The organism is Marinobacter salinisoli, assembly GCF_017301335.1.
Classification (GTDB): Bacteria; Pseudomonadota; Gammaproteobacteria; order Pseudomonadales; family Oleiphilaceae; genus Marinobacter; species Marinobacter salinisoli.
Map to the genome: position 1 here is coordinate 769,399 of NZ_CP071247.1, position 16,066 is coordinate 785,464.

The 16,066-nt window shown below is 49.7% G+C and carries 19 protein-coding genes; 15 read left to right on the forward strand and 4 right to left on the reverse strand.

The features are described from left to right. Positions 1-64 precede the first annotated feature (64 nt). The 15 genes from LPB19_RS03535 to LPB19_RS03605 all read left to right on the forward strand — a co-directional run bounded on the left by LPB19_RS03535 (position 65) and on the right by LPB19_RS03605 (position 11,544). On the forward strand, positions 65-532 hold the full coding sequence (locus LPB19_RS03535) for a DUF1643 domain-containing protein (protein ID WP_206644741.1): 468 nt from the start codon (positions 65-67) through the stop codon (positions 530-532). 102 nt (positions 533-634) lie between these two features. Beyond that, complete coding sequence (locus LPB19_RS03540; protein WP_206644742.1) at positions 635-940, forward strand: hypothetical protein; 306 nt, start codon at positions 635-637, stop codon at positions 938-940. Between the two features lie 802 nt (positions 941-1,742). After that, positions 1,743-2,195 (forward strand): Imm26 family immunity protein, encoded by a 453-nt coding sequence (locus LPB19_RS17190; RefSeq protein ID WP_206644743.1) that lies wholly within the window; start codon positions 1,743-1,745, stop codon positions 2,193-2,195. Positions 2,196-2,319: 124 nt separating this feature from the next. Then, positions 2,320-2,694 carry a Rap1a/Tai family immunity protein gene (locus tag LPB19_RS03550; protein ID WP_206644744.1) on the forward strand — a complete coding sequence of 125 codons (375 nt, stop codon included), beginning with the start codon at positions 2,320-2,322 and terminating at the stop codon, positions 2,692-2,694. Between the two features lie 70 nt (positions 2,695-2,764). Beyond that, on the forward strand, positions 2,765-3,172 hold the full coding sequence (locus LPB19_RS03555; RefSeq protein WP_206644745.1) for a hypothetical protein: 408 nt from the start codon (positions 2,765-2,767) through the stop codon (positions 3,170-3,172). An 88-nt stretch (positions 3,173-3,260) separates the two neighbouring features. Beyond that, positions 3,261-3,587: a hypothetical protein gene (locus LPB19_RS03560; protein ID WP_206644746.1), complete on the forward strand. Its 327-nt coding sequence runs from the start codon at positions 3,261-3,263 to the stop codon at positions 3,585-3,587. A gap of 36 nt (positions 3,588-3,623) precedes the next feature. Next, on the forward strand, positions 3,624-4,181 hold the full coding sequence (locus LPB19_RS03565; protein WP_206644747.1) for a hypothetical protein: 558 nt from the start codon (positions 3,624-3,626) through the stop codon (positions 4,179-4,181). Between the two features lie 121 nt (positions 4,182-4,302). Further along, positions 4,303-4,923, forward strand: a complete 621-nt coding sequence (locus tag LPB19_RS03570) for a hypothetical protein (protein ID WP_206644748.1) — start codon at positions 4,303-4,305, stop codon at positions 4,921-4,923. Then, on the forward strand, positions 4,877-6,073 hold the full coding sequence (locus tag LPB19_RS03575; protein WP_206644749.1) for a hypothetical protein: 1,197 nt from the start codon (positions 4,877-4,879) through the stop codon (positions 6,071-6,073). Before LPB19_RS03570 ends, LPB19_RS03575 begins: the two co-directional genes overlap by 47 nt. Positions 6,074-6,158: 85 nt before the next feature. Further along, complete coding sequence (locus LPB19_RS03580) at positions 6,159-6,650, forward strand: hypothetical protein (RefSeq protein WP_206644750.1); 492 nt, start codon at positions 6,159-6,161, stop codon at positions 6,648-6,650. A gap of 119 nt (positions 6,651-6,769) precedes the next feature. Next, positions 6,770-7,123, forward strand: a complete 354-nt coding sequence (locus LPB19_RS03585; RefSeq protein WP_206644751.1) for a DUF6714 family protein — start codon at positions 6,770-6,772, stop codon at positions 7,121-7,123. 110 nt (positions 7,124-7,233) lie between these two features. Further along, the gene (locus LPB19_RS03590) at positions 7,234-7,464 is read left to right on the forward strand and encodes a hypothetical protein (protein WP_206644752.1); all 231 of its coding nucleotides are present in this window, start codon (positions 7,234-7,236) and stop codon (positions 7,462-7,464) included. 105 nt (positions 7,465-7,569) lie between these two features. Continuing rightward, entirely contained in the window at positions 7,570-9,036 is a 1,467-nt protein-coding gene (locus LPB19_RS03595; RefSeq protein ID WP_206644753.1) for a DUF1214 domain-containing protein, read from the forward strand. A gap of 149 nt (positions 9,037-9,185) precedes the next feature. Continuing rightward, positions 9,186-10,664 (forward strand): DUF1214 domain-containing protein, encoded by a 1,479-nt coding sequence (locus LPB19_RS03600; protein WP_206644754.1) that lies wholly within the window; start codon positions 9,186-9,188, stop codon positions 10,662-10,664. A 556-nt stretch (positions 10,665-11,220) separates the two neighbouring features. Next, on the forward strand, positions 11,221-11,544 hold the full coding sequence (locus LPB19_RS03605) for a hypothetical protein (RefSeq protein WP_206644755.1): 324 nt from the start codon (positions 11,221-11,223) through the stop codon (positions 11,542-11,544). Positions 11,545-12,317: 773 nt separating this feature from the next. On the opposite strand, the gene LPB19_RS03610 is transcribed toward LPB19_RS03605, so the two are convergent. From LPB19_RS03610 to urtC, 4 genes are all read right to left on the reverse strand, one after another. After that, positions 12,318-13,244 carry an alpha/beta fold hydrolase gene (locus LPB19_RS03610; protein ID WP_206644756.1) on the reverse strand — a complete coding sequence of 309 codons (927 nt, stop codon included), beginning with the start codon at positions 13,242-13,244 and terminating at the stop codon, positions 12,318-12,320. A 133-nt stretch (positions 13,245-13,377) separates the two neighbouring features. Continuing rightward, positions 13,378-14,067 (reverse strand): urea ABC transporter ATP-binding subunit UrtE, encoded by a 690-nt coding sequence (urtE, locus tag LPB19_RS03615; protein WP_206644757.1) that lies wholly within the window; start codon positions 14,065-14,067, stop codon positions 13,378-13,380. A 2-nt stretch (positions 14,068-14,069) separates the two neighbouring features. After that, positions 14,070-14,828 carry an urea ABC transporter ATP-binding protein UrtD gene (urtD, locus tag LPB19_RS03620; RefSeq protein WP_206644758.1) on the reverse strand — a complete coding sequence of 253 codons (759 nt, stop codon included), beginning with the start codon at positions 14,826-14,828 and terminating at the stop codon, positions 14,070-14,072. After that, the gene (gene urtC, locus LPB19_RS03625; RefSeq protein WP_206644759.1) at positions 14,828-16,063 is read right to left on the reverse strand and encodes an urea ABC transporter permease subunit UrtC; all 1,236 of its coding nucleotides are present in this window, start codon (positions 16,061-16,063) and stop codon (positions 14,828-14,830) included. The genes urtD and urtC overlap by 1 nt, the downstream gene beginning before the upstream one ends. Positions 16,064-16,066 lie beyond the last annotated feature (3 nt).

Here is a 16,066-nt window from a genome sequence, read left to right on the forward strand (position 1 = left end):
GGACGGCCTTGACAGGCCGCCGCTAAACCAAGCGTTAAATGTCAAATCAAGTAAGGCGTAAGCATTGAAAAATACAGCAAAATTGTCTGAATGTAGAAAATATCGTTTTGCTTTATGGCGTACATGGGATGATTCAAAACCTTATGTAATGTTTGTGGGGTTAAACCCATCTACAGCGGATGAAACAACAGATGACCCAACGTTAATTCGTTGTATTAATTATGCTAAATCATGGGGTTTTGGTGGTGTTTGCATGGCAAATATTTTTGCTTATCGTGCAACTGAGCCAAGCGATATGAAAGCTGCCGCAGACCCTGTAGGTTCCGAAAATAATGAATGGCTACAAAGGTTATCAAATGATGCTGGTATGGTAGTAGCTGCATGGGGAAATGATGGATCATTTCTAGGTCGCTCTAAACAAGTAAAAGAGCTTCTACCGAACTTGCACTGTTTAAAACTAAATAAATCAGGTGAGCCAGCACACCCTCTGTATCAAAAAGCAGATATAGATCCAGTGCCAATGAGCATTTAACAAGCGGCTGCACCGGACAAATTTCCGCTGTCACCTTTTGTGCAAAAACACGCACAAAAGCCGCCATCAAAAATTTGCTCGGTGAGCCGGGCGTTAAATGTCATGAATGAATACGAGCATATTTCGTACAACTATCGATTCGGAAAGGTCTATAGAGAGTTCTGGGGGCAGCATATCAAGAACTCTATCGAGGCTATTTTGGTTCATCTGAAGGATGAACATGATATAGAGGTAGAGGGGATTTATTTAGAAAATTATAGGTCTCCTGAGCCGATAATCGTTGTTAATGGCAACCTCCCAATAGCAGAGTTAAAGAGGAAATTTAGCTCCGACTCATCTTTGAGTTTCACAGATAGTAAAGTGGTTTCATCTGATCCATGGGTAACTATTGAAGGTCAGGGTGATTAGCACATTTAACCAGCGGCATCACGGCGACCGCTTTTCCGCCGCTTTGCGGCTCCAAACCGGCGCGTGTGCCGGGCGTTATGTGTAAAGGTTGGACGCTTCATGAAGTGCAATAACTGCAACACTGAGATGGTTCCAGGTGGAGCGGCTCTGAAATATACCGGTTGGGGCATCGCTATTTTCGGTGCCTCCTTTAAGCACCTGTTCTTCAAGCCGGAAGGCGCTGGCCCCAAAGACAAGGTGCGAATTCTAAAAAACAATGACGTGGCAACTGCCCACAAATGCGAGCAGTGCGGAGCAACAACGATTTTGCCAGATGGAGCTCGAAGGAGCCTTGTACATTGGTAGTTAATCCACATAACCAGCGGCATCACGGCGACCGCTTTTCCGCCGCTTCGCGGCTCCAAACCGGCGCATGTGCCGGGCGTTATGTGTGAATGAATATGGAAATACTATTTTTCATCGTAGCTTGCGCGATTCTGGTTTTGTTGTACGCGAACACAAGGGCCACTATCTCCGTATGCTGTTCAATGGAACCAGTGAGACTGAAAATAGGCCTCGTATCTCTAATTTGGCTGCTTCCAATCCTCGGAATTCTAGTTTTACCTAAACGAGTGCTGCCTGGAATTCACAAAGACGGAAAAGGCTCTGCAATTTTTGTTGGAGGGGAGTACGGTGATATTGGCGGTGGTTAAGCACATAACCAGTAGTTGTAGTTCATTTCGGGCCTTCGGCCCTACACCGGTCGCCCATTTCGCTGCGCTACATGGGCGCCGCTAAACCAAGGCGTTAACCCTACAAGACAATGAGCAGAATAATCGTAAAGCCGGGCAATGTTTACTCTGTACCACTAGGAGATGGTAGTTACTGCTACGCTCAGGCTCTGGAATCGCCGGAGTTTGCATTCTTTGATGTGGCAACGAAAACTGAACTGTCGGTCCAAGAGGCTATTTCGTATCCGTTGATGTTCCGAATTTGGGTTCATAAATCTGCATTAAAAACGTGGAAAAGCCTAGGTAAAGCGCCAGTGAGTGATTCGCTTAGCAAGCAGGTGCTAAGGTTTAAGCAAGACGCGCTGACCGGGAAGTTGAATATCTACATAAATGGTCAAGAAACCCCCGCAACTCTGGAACAAGTGCAAGGTCTTGAATGCGCGGCAGTTTGGGAGGGGTCGCATATATTGAGTCGCATCAGCGATCATTTGGCGGGTCGAGAGAATAAGTGGGTTGCCTCGATGCAGCCGAGGCTGCGGGGTTAACAAGCGCATGTTGTCGGACTGGTTTTCCGCTGCGCTCCAAACCAGCCGCAAATACGAGCGTTAAGCAAAACTGGAATTGATTCTCGGCATTAAGCCAAAAAACATACGACAAGGAGTGTCTTTTATGTACAAGCTATTTAGTCCAATAATCGCGGTCGCTCTTGCCGCCACTTCACCGGTAGCTTTGGCAGAATATTTCACCAGCAATCATTTACTCGGTGCATGTCAAAACACCTTGGATGTTTTTTCAGGTAAATCACCTTCGGGCCCTCAGAACTATAGTCCTCAATATTGCGTCGGCGTTATTGATAGCGTGGTGAACACGAATGTGCTCTCCGTCATGACAGGAAACAAACCACTGATGTGCGTCCCCGATGTTGATCGGGCGACAAAGATTGGCCACGTAGTCAGATACCTCAGAAAAAATGGTCCCACTTCAGATCCCGTAACTGCAGTTGTTTTCGCCTTGTCAGAGGCTTATCCATGCAAGAGGGGCTAAAGTGGCTTAACAAATCACAGCACCGGATGCCCCTGTCAGGGCACCGGTGTGCTCGGCGTTAGAGGTACACATGGATATCCAGCTCCTTTTGAAGGCAGCACTAGTATCACTGTTTATGGCTTTGTTCATGCCAGTTACTTCATATGCAGACACAAATAACGCTTATCAGCTATATCAGCAGGTAATTACAAGACAGATAAAGCTAGAATCCCTTACTCCAGAACAACAGCGCCAAGTGATAGCTATTCACACTTCACTTAGCCGTAGTAGTTGTGATGGTTGCTCTGATGAATGCAGGGATGCCAAAGAGCAAGCTGAAAGCTATCGAAGTGACCTTGAGACCTACGCAAAAAGACTTTATCGCTGTGTAGAAGGTAACGACTTAACAGATGATTGCTACTCCGAATTTAGGAGGGTTAAATCGTACCACAGTGACTTTGAATCTGCTGTTTCTGATGTATCTAGTTATTGTGACTAAAACCTCTAACAAGGCAATCAACTTCGCGCCTTCGTCGCCGGACGCAGCAAAGCTGCGCCGGTTATTGCGGCGTTAGAGGTATAGCTTAATGAAACGAGAGTTATTCAATCCAAAGAGATTTATCAGGCTATTCTCTCAAACCCTTGCATCCGGCTTGGCGATTTTCTTCCTCAATCAATTTTTCGGAATTGCCATTGATGATATGCAGGCTGTGATGTTCATCTTGTTGGTAATCTGCATATTGCTAATCGCTTATCTGGCCCATAAAAGTAGTCGTATTACAGGAAAATGGCGTACGAGGCTGGAAACTTCAGAGCAAGAATTTAGAGCTGCAAAAGCCCAACTCCGGAGCCTTGAGGAACGAGCTGAGGAATTTGAGAAAAGCTCTAACGAGTCACGTAAGGCGGACGCGTGAGACGCGCCGCTTCGTTCAGCGTTAAATGGGTGAGGAATGTCTGAGTTAAAGCCAGATGACGAAAATGGTAGGCCCCACCTCATCGATCCTGCAGGTCTTTTCGATGATGTTTACACGTTGATGGCTATCTATTTGTCTAGCAGGCAGTTTCTCGAGATGGATATCGCGGACAATGTGGACGCTGAGCCTCCATTCAGTGGGATTCGTTACTGGCACGACCTGACGCTGGGGATGGAGCTGGAGAAGGTGCCTAAATTACTGATCTCAATCGCTGCAACGCTGCGAATTAAGAATGATGATGGAGGTTGGCATAGCAATAACCGCAGGTCGGTGGGTCGACTATGGCCAGATCTCAATGGCACCTTATCAGCAGGCGACACCTCTCTTACGCTCAGGGAAGCTTGCAATAAAATCATTCATGCGACCCGAGTGAACTACGACGTAGAGCGAGTGGGTCGCTTTGAAAGTATTGGCCGCAAATGTGGTTACTTGAATCCATGGGTCTATCTCTACGGAACGAAGGGGAACAAAGACTGGAAAGCAATTCTGGATATCACCGCTTTCTGTAAATGCTGTCTTGAAACTACGTTCTAGTGATCGCATTTAACCAGTCAATTAAGTACGTTCCGGCCTTCGGCCTCCACCGCACGCCCCTGTTGGGCCGCAGCTTATTTCAGCGTTAAATCTATAATTTACTCGAATCGAGAATTGCCGTATGGAATGGAATTACCAAAAGAAGGAAAAAAAGGAAGCTGAAATTCGACGAATCATCGAAGCCTGCCTTCATGAAGCTGGTTTAGATGAAAACCTTATTCAAACAACGGCGCGAGAATTCCTAGAAAATGCCATCCGAGTGACACCTCCTGAAATGGAGAGAGTGTCTCTGGACATGGTCACTATGGCGCCATCCGGGCGAGGGGGTGGCCGTAGCTCCAAAGCAGGAAATATAAAGCTGAATATTCGCGCCTTGTTTGAATCTGTATCAAGTGGTGTATTCACTGTTGTCTCTGCAACGCAAGTAACATGGGCACTACCCTTTGCAGCCATACTTTTATGGAACAGTATATGGCGAAATATGCAGATAAGACTTTCAGAGACGGAGGCGGTTACTCTTTGGGTGATGTGGCAGGTAAAAAGTCAAAAACTAACCGTAAAAGAAAGCCACATCAAACCTGCTGTTGACGCTCATGCTCAAAAATACGAAAGGCAAACGCTTTCTGAGAGGGATATCAAGCATGCCTTGCAAAATCTTGCCAAGATTGGCTGCATAAAGCCGTCAAAAAAAGAACGTGACAAGTGGTCTCTCTGCGAATGGATTTCACCAAGATATCGATGATTTTTTGGCAGAAAAAAATAAGGAAGTCAGGAATATTGCGCTTACTACTTTCGCAATTGACACAGAAAATATGAAGATATTAAATTTATTAAAAAATATAAAGTTAGTTAAATATTCCATAAAGAGGAAACATGGAATACCTGTGCTTTCAGATGGCATGCAGGAATATATAAGATTGCACAAAGAAGTTGGCGACCCTATAGATATAGCGATAGTCAATAATGGTTGTGATGGTCATTACGAAAATGAATTGATTTTCAAGGGTGTTAAATACCTTGAAGATATAGTAAGCGCCCCGCCGCTCAATAAAATAAAAATCATATTCGAGATCATCGAAGATGACTCTATTAATGCATTTGCAACCGAGATTGATGGTTGCCAGAGCCGAGTGTACTTTGTTGCTGTTAACTCGGGCCTGGTCAATGAGTATGCCAATCAATTTATGCAATCAAAGACCATTAAGAATATTACCAAGGGCTTCAAAGCTCTGAATCAATTGCCAGTTGAATTTCTCGAAGAGGCGGCGCTCTCTATATCTTTCTGCTTCATTGCTTATCATGAACTTGGCCATATATACCGAGGGCATTTAGGTTATTTTAGAGAAAACTACCGTATAAAAAGGCATCACGAACTCTCTGTGACTGGATTAAGCCTTGATAATGAAACGTACGACGAGACGCGTCACTTATTTGAATGTGATGCGGATGCTTTTGCTGGTAGTTTGATGGTCGGGGAAGTCGTTTCGCGTTATAAAAATGGTATAGAGAGCGGGCTGATCTCAGGAGACTCGAATAAACTTCTGGAAGAACTAACTATTTTTACTGGTTCTGTCATCTACTATATATTTTGCTTGTTTGATAGAGACAAGACAGAGTTTGATGGCTGGTATCCTGTACCTCCAATAAGAACATCCATTGCCATTGGGCACATGGGGGCGCAATTGTTCAAAGAAGGCATCAATGAAAAGCGTCTAAACTCACTATTAACTGAATCATTGGCGCGGACTCAAGTTACTATTAACCAATTGGGCATGGTTCAATCTACCGAAGGACTGCAATCTGAGTTTGAACGCTGGTCAGTAAAGTACAAAGATAAACTGGCAGGCCTTACGGAAGCCCTTGTGGATTACGCGCCAGTACCAACCCAATGATTTAACAAGGTGGTCAACGGGACGCCAACTACGCTGCGCTCCGTTGCCGCCCATTACCACTGGCGTTAAAATTTCTCACATTCCTATGCAGCAGTTATTCCTCAAATATATTGGTGCAATGCTTCCGCGGACTCATGCCGCGCTTTCGTTGGCATGCATCATTCTTGGCTTGGTGCTCGTACACGCAGCAGCACAGTTGAAAGCTGAGTGGGCGGTTTATCTATCAGCACTTGCCTTCTGTGGCGCCGTCGCTGAGTTTTTGTTTTTTGCCATATCTAAAAGCGGTCAGTTCAACAGCCAAATTGCCCATGCGAAATCAAGAAGCGTTACAGCTGACTTCTCTTGGCAAAGGGGTGTTCGCTTTTTATTCGCTGGGTTTTTCTTTTTGTTGATGCTTGGTAGTCAGTTCGCGGGCGCAGCGATCTCGGCCCTTTTTTATGCCATGGCTTGTATTGCTTCTTGGGCGCCAGCAGGCTCAACAAGGTGGTTCTCGTTGCCTGCCAAACTTTTTGTTGTGTCTGTGGCGGTAGTCATAGCCTTGTACTACCAACCGGATACTATGAATTTTAACAAGTGAATCAAGCGGACTGATCTTGCACCTCTTTAGTGGACGGTCATTTACCAGATACTAAAGGGGGCCTCCCGGCAGAGCCCCCACTGTCACTTCGAGGTGCCAATGCTATAGATGAATACAACGTGGCGCCTGACTACGACCCAGAAGTTGACGAAATCTCACCACATTATCTGGAAAAATATTTCTGGGGTATTGCACATCTCGACGCGGTCTCTTGGCGGTATTACCTGCCTTATCTATTAGGTTATTCAATTCAAAACATTAGCAACCCAGAATCTAGCGCTATAGATGCATTCCTATCCAACTTAAGACCCCCAAATCGTCAGCCACCTCGGTTCAGCTCATTATCTGAAAAAGAAGAAAAAGCAGTTGTTTGGGTGCTCGATAAGCTAGCTTTTTCGAACGACTCTGCATGGCAGGAACAAGCTATGGTGGCTCTGGAAGAGTATTGGGCACCAGGAGCCTTGTACCGGTGAGAAACCAAAACTTAACCAGTGAATCGAGCCGACCGATTTTCCGCTGCCGCTCCAAATCGGCAGCTTATTCAAGACGTTATGGGGTTCGTTGAACCAGAAAGAGGAAAGAAATGGGCATTGCTGACTTCCTGATATATGCAGCGCTAGCAATATTTATACTCGCCTATGTGCTCTTTAAGTTGGGAGGGGGCGAGAAAAAGCCAACTAAGAAGAAGCCGTACTTCTCTGCCGAAGGAGATGAAGAAAGAAAACAAGTGATGAACGTTCAAATTCGGTGGGGCATCTATACTGCTATCGCGTTGACGATTTTCTTCGTTTTAAAAGAGCAAGCTGTGTTTTGATTTGTACCTATGTCGCAGGCGATTTGGTGCCCCGAGGCTAGGGCCAAACCAGTGGGTGAAGCTGACAAGAATACACCAGCCCAAATACCAGGAGACAGTGAAACCATGAAACTCACAGCACTCACAAAACCAATCTACACAGTTCTATCCATACTACTGTTCATTTCAGTGGTTGGACCAGGGTGGTCGCAAGAGACCGATAAGGTAAATGGGGTCACCATCAAGCCCGGATATCCTCTCCCGCAGGATGTCGAAACACTCACAGGCAACCTTCTGCTCAGTCGTGGCGTCGAGCTTTACTTGTGGGGTCTGCCGATTAATCAGTCGTATGCAGGTCGCGATGCCCTCCTCGAGGCTTCGGGCGGCGACATGCTGGATGTTACTTATTTCGGCGGCTATTCCGGTCACGATGTCAAGCTGTCGACCTTCAATAACGAAACGGTGTACGCCGCGGTTCACATGGAGTTGTACGATGGTCCCGTTGTTTACGAGCAACCCGCAATGGACGAAAAAGGGTACCTTTTCGGATCTATTATTGATGTCTGGCAGGTTGCCTTGACGGATCTTGGCATTCCTGAAGTTACGCCGGATCAGGGCAAGGGTGGAAAGTACCTGATTCTCCCTCCGGGTTATTCGGGGGCGGTGCCCGAGGGCTATCTACCCATTCATTCCCCTTCGTTCCAGGTGCGCCTGGGGTTGCGTTCCGTGATGCTGGGAGAAGGCTCTATCGACGACGCAATTGCTCGGGTTAAACGGGTCAAGGTTTATCCGCTATCCAATCCCCAGCGGCAGCAGAATTACTTCGATTTACTGGAGAAGTCAGTGGGCGGCGAAGTCGATAAGGGTATTGGCGCATTCCGGCTGATGCATGACTACATCAACAAAGAACCCATTCAGGAAAAAGACAAGTATCCGATCGGCATGCTTCGGTCGCTGGGAATTGAGAAAGGCCAGCCTTTCCCTACGGACCCTAAAACTCTGGATCTGTTACAGCAAGCTGCAGATATAGGTTGGATGACCGCCAAGTACAACATGACACAGTCATGGCCGCCTAGTGTGCTTGAAGGCTGGAAGGCGCTAGGACTGGCTGAGACGTGGGACCCGGATTTCACGACGGACGACTACATTCAGGTCGATGAGCGGGCCGCTTATTTCGGTCTGGCAATCTGGCCGCCTCAGAACATGGGGAGCTCTACCTACTACGCCATCACATTCTCCGATACAGAGGACAGGCCGTTGGAGCCCGGGAAGAGCTACAAACTGCACCTTCCGCCCAACGTACCCGCCAAGAGCTTTTGGTCCGTGATTCTCTATGACGCTGAGACCGCATCCATGATCGAAAATCCCCAAAAGAAATACGCAATCAGTTCCCTGAACCAGAAGCTGCAGCAAAATGAAGACGGGTCTGTCGACGTGTTTTTCGGGCCGGAAGCACCGGAGGGCCACGAAAGCAACTGGATCCCAACAACCGAGAATGATTTCTTCGTGGGTTTCAGAATCTATGGGCCAGATCTCGAACGATTAGGGAAAGCTTGGACAGCAGAACGCCCAGTGAGAATCTCGGGCAAGTAGAGCGCAAGCCAATGCAGATGAGCCTAGCTAACAAGTCAGTGGTGGCAACGGCGACCAACGTCGCTAGTTCGCTTTGCTCTGGGATCTTTAGCACCGCCTTGCCACACTTCAAACGTCATACGCCTCATCATCAATCAGGGAGATGAACTATGAAAATTAAAACCGCTTGCCTTGTGGCCGCAATAGCCTTTCTCGGACTTGCAGGCTGTAAGGAGGAAGCTGAGGCAAAAGACATCGCGCCATCTGCCGAAAAATATGGCGTCAGTAATATTGAGTTTGTCAGTGGTATGCCGACGCCTGAATCATCCAAGCGCATTTTTGACACAATGGATTATTACAGTGGGGTTATGGTGTACCTGTGGTCCTTGCCAGCAGTTGGCTTACAGGGCTGGGAAAACGCAAATATCGACATGGGCGCCAACCCTGAGCTCGATGGACAGATTTCACTTTATACCGGCTACGATGGTGCCGGCGGCATTCTGACCCCAAACACCGCTGTGACTTATTTGATCTCCTTTGTTAACACCGAGACCCAAGGGCCGGCTGTCTGGGAAATTCCACCGGGAAAAACCGCCGGTTATGTCGGTGATTTTTGGCAACGTCCGGTGTTGGATGTTGGCGTGGCTGGCAAAGACAGAGGGAAAGGTATCAAGTTGCTGATTGTTGGTCCTGACCAAGAAGTACCCGAACATGACGATAGTTATACCGTTGTTCGCAGTCCAACCAATGTGGTCTGGTTGGGAACCCGCAATATGGAACCTTTCGGGCCTGGGCACGATAAGGTCACCGCAGGCTTTGATTCTTACCCATTCAATAAACCAGAACTTGCGGGGCGCAAGAAGTTAAGTAAACCAAAAGACGCCTTCAATCTATATCAACCGCATGGTATGGAATTTTGGAAAAACCTGAATACGATTATTCAGCGCGAGAAGATGCTTGACAGAGATCAGTTCTTTTATGGCATGTTGAAAAACCTTGGCATAGAGAAAGGTAAACCGTTCAATCCTTCACCAGAGCAACAAGAACTACTGATTGAAGCAGAGCGTGTTGGTTATATGATGTCTATTAACAATACTTTCCAAAAGCGTTTTGAAGGTTCTCGTTACTATGACGACAAACGCTGGTTTACAATCATAGTGATGTCACCAGATCAAGTTGATGAAACGCATGGTCAGATGTTTGAGCGTGCTTCTTACTTCCATGAAGCACTAGGTTCCACCTATGCTATGAAGGTGACTGAGCCTGGCCCAGGTAGTGCTTATTTAGGGCAGTACGAATCACCTGAAGGTGGGGGCTTTGATGGCGCGAAAACGTATAAGTTAGTAGTACCGGCAGATGTACCAGCTGATCAATTCTGGGCGATGACGGTTTACAACAGTCATTCGCGTACCCTGATTAGAAACGAGAAAAAGCAGGCAGAAATCAACTCAGCTCTGCATGAGCTAACTGTAAATGACGACGGCAGCACCACCATTTACATTGGCCCTGCAGCACCGGAAGGTTTTGAGAATAACTGGATTCAAACCAAAGAAGGGCAAACTTGGTTTAGCTATTTCCGTTTCTATGGGCCGAGCATGCCTTACTTCGATAAAAGCTGGCAGCTAAATGATATTGAGTTGGTGGAGTGAGGCAGATACTGGTAAGCCTATTTAATATTCAGCGTATAACAAGTCAAAGCACTCGGGCGCAGCGCAGCTGCGCCGGTGTTTGAGGCGTTATGTGAATCGCGAGGTACAAGATAATTGAGTGAGAATGAAAAGTGGGTAGACAACTTTGGCAGCCAACAGACGGAGATAATGGCTTTTCTTGCCCCATTCGTTCCCATTTGGTTGTTAAGTATTCACGTTGGGTACTTGGCCACATTGCCACTGGGGCTTTATTTTTCATACGCAGTCATCGACGTAAACGAGAAGCTAAAGCATGTTTTCATCAAGTCTAGGGTGCTTCAGAAACGGCTTGTTTTGTGCGGTGTAATTAATCTCGTGACCATTTTAGCTGCCCCATTAATCGGGTTTTTTATTTCTATATTTTCGGCTTTTTATTGTCATTTCGTAGCCAAGAAAGAGTATGGGAAGCTCCGGAGTAAACAAGTCACATAACAAGACCACCAAGTATTGCCGCCCGCGGAGCGGGCGGCTGGACCTCAAAAACCTGGCGGTTTTTCGGCCTCTTATAGCAGGCATTATGCGTAAGCTGGAAATGAATAAGCTAAAGCTTTTGGATCAATATCTTGGCGATAAAATCGGCGAGGGAATTAGGCTCGGTTTTGTCGCCTGGGCATTTGGTATTTTGGGTTGGTGCATAGCTAGATTAATCGATCGTTCAGCGTGGATCGACATTAGCATTTTGAATAATCCCGAACGGTTGGATTGGTATGCAAAGATATTGTTTTTAGCTTTTCCAGTCGCTTGGGCGATTTTGGGCTGCTTCGCACTACGAAAGGCGAAGCCATGGCATGTGTCAGCGCTGTTTAGTTTTTCGCTAGCATTATTCGTATGGGGCGGCTGAATGCATCACAAGTCACGGCACTCGGACGGCCATAAGAATGGCCGCCGGTGCGTTTAGCGTTAAATTTCTGGAACTTACCCTCCGGAGTTGTAGCGACACATGGAAATACTCCTAGCTTTGGTGAACGTCGCCCGGCGGGTTATCTTCATGGCAATGCCGAAGTCCATCCAAAGAAACGTTGATCGCGACAGTGTTCTCGGTGACACCCTCGTTTTTATCACCATGCTGTTCGTTACATTCGTGACCTGGTTCCTTGTGAGTTCTATCTCTGAGCGGTTCAGTATCGACCAGTGTTTGGACATGGGTGGAGCGTGGAGTTATCGGAAAGATGCTTGCATCGAGTAGGCATGCAACATTGAACAAGGCCATTAAATTTGTTGCGGCCACGGACAGCGTGGCCTCCACCAGACTGCCTACGCGTTGCTTTCGGCAGTCGCTTATGACGGCGTTATTATCTGAGGCCCGATGATAAAGAAATTTAAATCGTGGATGGCTGCGTCTGCCCATATGGATGCTATTGCGCTTTGGGCAAACTTCCAACGTGCTGATGCACTAAACTCGATCTCTCAGGCGATAAAACTAGAAACAAACGAAGCAATATTGGCTAAACATCTTACTTATAAAGCAGACATTCAGGTTGTGTTAGGAAAGGATTCAGAAGCTATGGATAACTATATAAAGGCTTATAAACTCATAAAAGCCTATCCAAAATTTTGGTCAGAGCCGCACAACATAGAAACTGCCAATAGAGTCATCGGTATCGTAGATAAAATTCATAAAAAGTGGCTGTGGTCTTCAGATCCGATTCCCTCGGGTGCATCGGCCAGTCGACATTCTGGAACACCCACTAACGTTTCGACTTTCTCAGCAACCGGGGATTCTCTGTTCAGATAACCGAAGAGTTTACTTTTGCCACCACAATAATCACCTCGGGCCAGGGCGCCCAGATAATGGTCATTTAACAGGTGGCCCGTCGCATCAGGCCGGGTGTGAACAGGGCTCTGCATTTCCTCCGAAAAAGCAATCACCCCTATGCGGGCGACGAAATCGCGCTCGTTGGCAAAATGCTCGGCGTACACGTTCGGGATGTGCGGCCATTCATCCTGCGCACCGGCGATCGTAAAGATTTCCAGAGCGCCCTGATCAAGACACCAACCTCTGTCGGCCATCAGTTTCAGAAGCGTACTGGCAATAATGCCGCCCTGACTGTGGGCCACAATGCGGACCCTTTCACCGGCGCTCAGGTAAGCCGCGAGATGCCTGAAGATGCTGGTGGCAATTGCTGAGTAATGGTCAAAGGTGCGGGCAAAAATACACTCGGCGAGGTCACGGCTGATGCCGTGGGTCGGGTTGTGAAAGACATAAATGGGGCGGCCCAGCATCTGATTCAGTGCCGCACCGTTGTTATAAGCGGTATGGCGGTCTGTCATGATACCGTTGATAAACATCCATTTTTCCCCGGCATTGGCATGGCGGTCGTGGTTGATGTAGTAGACATCCTCAAGCTGCAAGCCACTGCTCAGGCTGTCCCCCAGGCTGACCAGCTTGGCGATATCCACGGCCCGGGCAAGTTGGGTGCGGTTTCGCCGCCCCAGATCCCGCGGCCGGTCGGCATTCAGATCGCCCGGATTGGATAATCCGAGATACGGCAGATACCTGGCTTCTTGCAACAGTAGTTGCAGGTCCCTTTTGATGTTCATGATCTGTTGTGCTCCCCTTCCCTGTCGACGTGATTAGATATGACCGTAGCTCATTCGCAGTGAGCACCGGCTTTCTTCACGACAAAAACCGGGCCGATAGGCCCGGTTTACTGCTGCCGACGATTTTGGCGGGTCAAACCGCCAGATAACTGGCGATCTTCTCCTGATCCGCCTCTTGCCGGCTCTCTTCATGCACGATGTCGCCTTTTTCGATCACCAGGATGCGATCGGCGGTATCCATCACGAAGCTGAGCACCTGTTCGGACACCACGATGGACAGGTTGCGCTCGTCCCGGATGCGTTTCAGGGTCCGGCCCAGCTCCTGGATGATGTTGGGCTGGATGCCCTCAGTAGGTTCATCAAGCAGCAGCACCTTGGGGTTGGTAGCCAGGGCCCGGGCGATGGCCAGTTGTTGCTGCTGCCCGCCGGACAGGTTACCGCCCCGCCGGTGCTGCATTTCCTTCAGCACCGGGAAGAGTTCGTACAGGTCCTCGGGAATGGTTTTTTCGCCGGAAGCCGCCAGCCCGGTTTCGATGTTTTCCTTCACCGTCAGGGTGGGGAAAATCATCCGCCCCTGGGGCACAAAGCCGATACCGGCCCGCACCCGCTCGAAGCTTTTGAGCTTGGAGAGATCCGTGCCGTCCAGGCTGACTTCACCGCCCTTGCTTGCCGTCATGCCCACCAGGGAGCGCATCAGCGTGGATTTGCCCATGCCGTTGCGCCCCACCACGGCGACGATTTCATTTTTATCCACATCCAGGTTCAGGCCCTCGATGATGGTGCTCTGGCCATAGGCCACCGAATGATTTTTCACGCTCAGCATAATCAGTGCCCCAAGTAGACTTCGACGACTTTCGGGTCGTTCTTCACGTGCTCGATCGACCCTTCCGACAACACCTTGCCCTGATGCATCACTGTGACCCGGTCGGCAATGTCGCCGACGAACTGCATGTCGTGCTCGATCACCAGCACCGTGTGGTCCTTGGTGATCTTTTTCAGCAGTTCGGCGGTCTTCTTGCGCTCCGCCACCGACATGCCCGCCACCGGTTCATCCAGCATCAGCAGGTCCGGCTTCTGGATCAGCAGCATGCCAATCTCCAGCCACTGCTTCTGGCCGTGACTGAGGGAGGCCGCGGGCTGATCCAGGGCATCATCCAGGAAGATGGTTTCGGCCACCTCCTGCACCGCCGCCAACACCGCGGTGTCGCGCTTGAAAGCCAGGGCACCCACCACGCTGTGGCCCTTGGGGTAAGACAGCTCCAGGTTCTCGAACACCGTCAGGTCTTCGAACACCGACGGGGTCTGGAACTTGCGCCCGACGCCCTGATGGACGATCTGGTGTTCCTTCAGCCTGGTCAGCTCCTTGCCCTGGAAGCGGATGGAACCGGAGGTGGACTTGGTTTTGCCGCAGATCAGATCCAGCACCGTGGTTTTGCCGGCCCCGTTGGGGCCGATGATCACGCGGATTTCTTTTGGGTCGAGGTAGAACGAGAGGTCATCTACTGCCTTGAATCCGTCGAAGGACACGGTGAGCCCTTCAACCGCCAGCAGGAAGTCCTCGTGCTTTTTTCTGGCTGCGTTCATCAGGATTTCTCCGGGCTGTAGTGATCAAGCATGGGGTCGTAGTCCGCCTTGGCGCTGTCGGCAACAGGCTCTGGCTTCTTGGGCGCCGGTGCCGGTTGCGCGGGTGCGTCAGGGGCGACAGCCGGGGCAGCCTGAGCCTTGGGCGTGCGACGGAACAGGCGCTCTTCCAGCGGCATGACATAGTCCTTATAGAGACCTGCCAGACCGTTCGGGAAGGCCATCACCACACCGATGAACAGGGCGCCCATGGCAAACAGCCAGAGTTCCGGAAAAGACTCGGAGAACCCACTCTTCGCGGCGTTGACCAGCAGGGCACCGTACACCGCACCGAGGATCGACAACCGACCACCCAGGGCACAGAAGATGACCATTTCAATGGAGGCCACGATGCCCACGAAGGAGGGCGACATAAAGCCCACGATCAGGGTGAACATGGCGCCGCCAATGCCAGCAAAGGCCGCCGCCAGGCAGAACACGAAGATCTTGAAGGCGGCCACGTCGTAGCCGGAGAAGCGCACCCGGGTTTCCTGGGCGTTCATCGCCACCAGAATCCGGCCCAGCTTGCTGGACTGCACCGCTTTGGCGGCGAACAGGCACAGGAACAGCAGGCCAACGCACACGAAGTACAGAATCATCTTGGCGTTGTCAGTGCGGATGTCCCAGCCCAGCAGGGTGCGCAGGTCGGTAATGCCGTTTACACCGCCGGTGTAGCCCTGCTGACCAATGATCAGGATGGTCAGGATGGCCGCCACCGCCTGGGTGATGATGGCGAAGTACACACCCCCGACCCGCCGGGTGAACATGGCAAAGCCGATAATGAACGCCAGCAGCACGGGTACGGCAATGACCGCAAACAGGGCAAAGGCGAAGCTATTAAAAGGCACCCAGAACCAGGGCAACTCGGTCAGCTGATTCCAGTCCATGAAGTCCGGAATGCCCGGGGTGGACTGGATGGCGGTGGCCTCCGGCGTGGAGGCCTCCAGCTTCAGGAACATGGCCATGCAGTAACCACCGAGGCCGAAGAAGATGCCCTGCCCCAGGCTGAGAATGCCGGCTTTACCCCAGCACATCACCAGGCCGATGGCGACAAAGGCGTAGGTAAGGTACTTACCCACCAGGTTGAGTCGGAACGGGTCCAGCGCCATGGGCAAAACCACCACCAGCAGCAACGCCAGGATCAGGTAGTAGATGCCCTCGCGGGAGCCAAACCATTTCAGTGCAGACGGTGTACTCATGTC

Bases quoted from the DNA above. Each gene is read 5' to 3' on its own strand.
- urtD (WP_206644758.1), bottom strand. From the start codon at position 14,828: ATGAACGCAGCCAGAAAAAAGCACGAGGACTTCCTGCTGGCGGTTGAA.
- LPB19_RS03560 (WP_206644746.1), top strand. From the start codon at position 3,261: ATGAAACGAGAGTTATTCAATCCAAAGAGATTTATCAGGCTATTCTCT.
- LPB19_RS03590 (WP_206644752.1), top strand. From the start codon at position 7,234: ATGGGCATTGCTGACTTCCTGATATATGCAGCGCTAGCAATATTTATA.
- LPB19_RS03605 (WP_206644755.1), top strand. From the start codon at position 11,221: ATGCGTAAGCTGGAAATGAATAAGCTAAAGCTTTTGGATCAATATCTT.
- LPB19_RS03610 (WP_206644756.1), bottom strand. From the start codon at position 13,244: ATGAACATCAAAAGGGACCTGCAACTACTGTTGCAAGAAGCCAGGTAT.
- LPB19_RS03570 (WP_206644748.1), top strand. From the start codon at position 4,303: ATGGAATGGAATTACCAAAAGAAGGAAAAAAAGGAAGCTGAAATTCGA.
- urtC (WP_206644759.1), bottom strand. From the start codon at position 16,063: ATGAGTACACCGTCTGCACTGAAATGGTTTGGCTCCCGCGAGGGCATC.
- LPB19_RS03595 (WP_206644753.1), top strand. From the start codon at position 7,570: ATGAAACTCACAGCACTCACAAAACCAATCTACACAGTTCTATCCATA.
- LPB19_RS03550 (WP_206644744.1), top strand. From the start codon at position 2,320: ATGTACAAGCTATTTAGTCCAATAATCGCGGTCGCTCTTGCCGCCACT.
- LPB19_RS03565 (WP_206644747.1), top strand. From the start codon at position 3,624: ATGTCTGAGTTAAAGCCAGATGACGAAAATGGTAGGCCCCACCTCATC.
- LPB19_RS03600 (WP_206644754.1), top strand. From the start codon at position 9,186: ATGAAAATTAAAACCGCTTGCCTTGTGGCCGCAATAGCCTTTCTCGGA.
- urtE (WP_206644757.1), bottom strand. From the start codon at position 14,067: ATGCTGAGCGTGAAAAATCATTCGGTGGCCTATGGCCAGAGCACCATC.
- LPB19_RS03540 (WP_206644742.1), top strand. From the start codon at position 635: ATGAATGAATACGAGCATATTTCGTACAACTATCGATTCGGAAAGGTC.
- LPB19_RS17190 (WP_206644743.1), top strand. From the start codon at position 1,743: ATGAGCAGAATAATCGTAAAGCCGGGCAATGTTTACTCTGTACCACTA.
- LPB19_RS03555 (WP_206644745.1), top strand. From the start codon at position 2,765: ATGGATATCCAGCTCCTTTTGAAGGCAGCACTAGTATCACTGTTTATG.
- LPB19_RS03580 (WP_206644750.1), top strand. From the start codon at position 6,159: ATGCAGCAGTTATTCCTCAAATATATTGGTGCAATGCTTCCGCGGACT.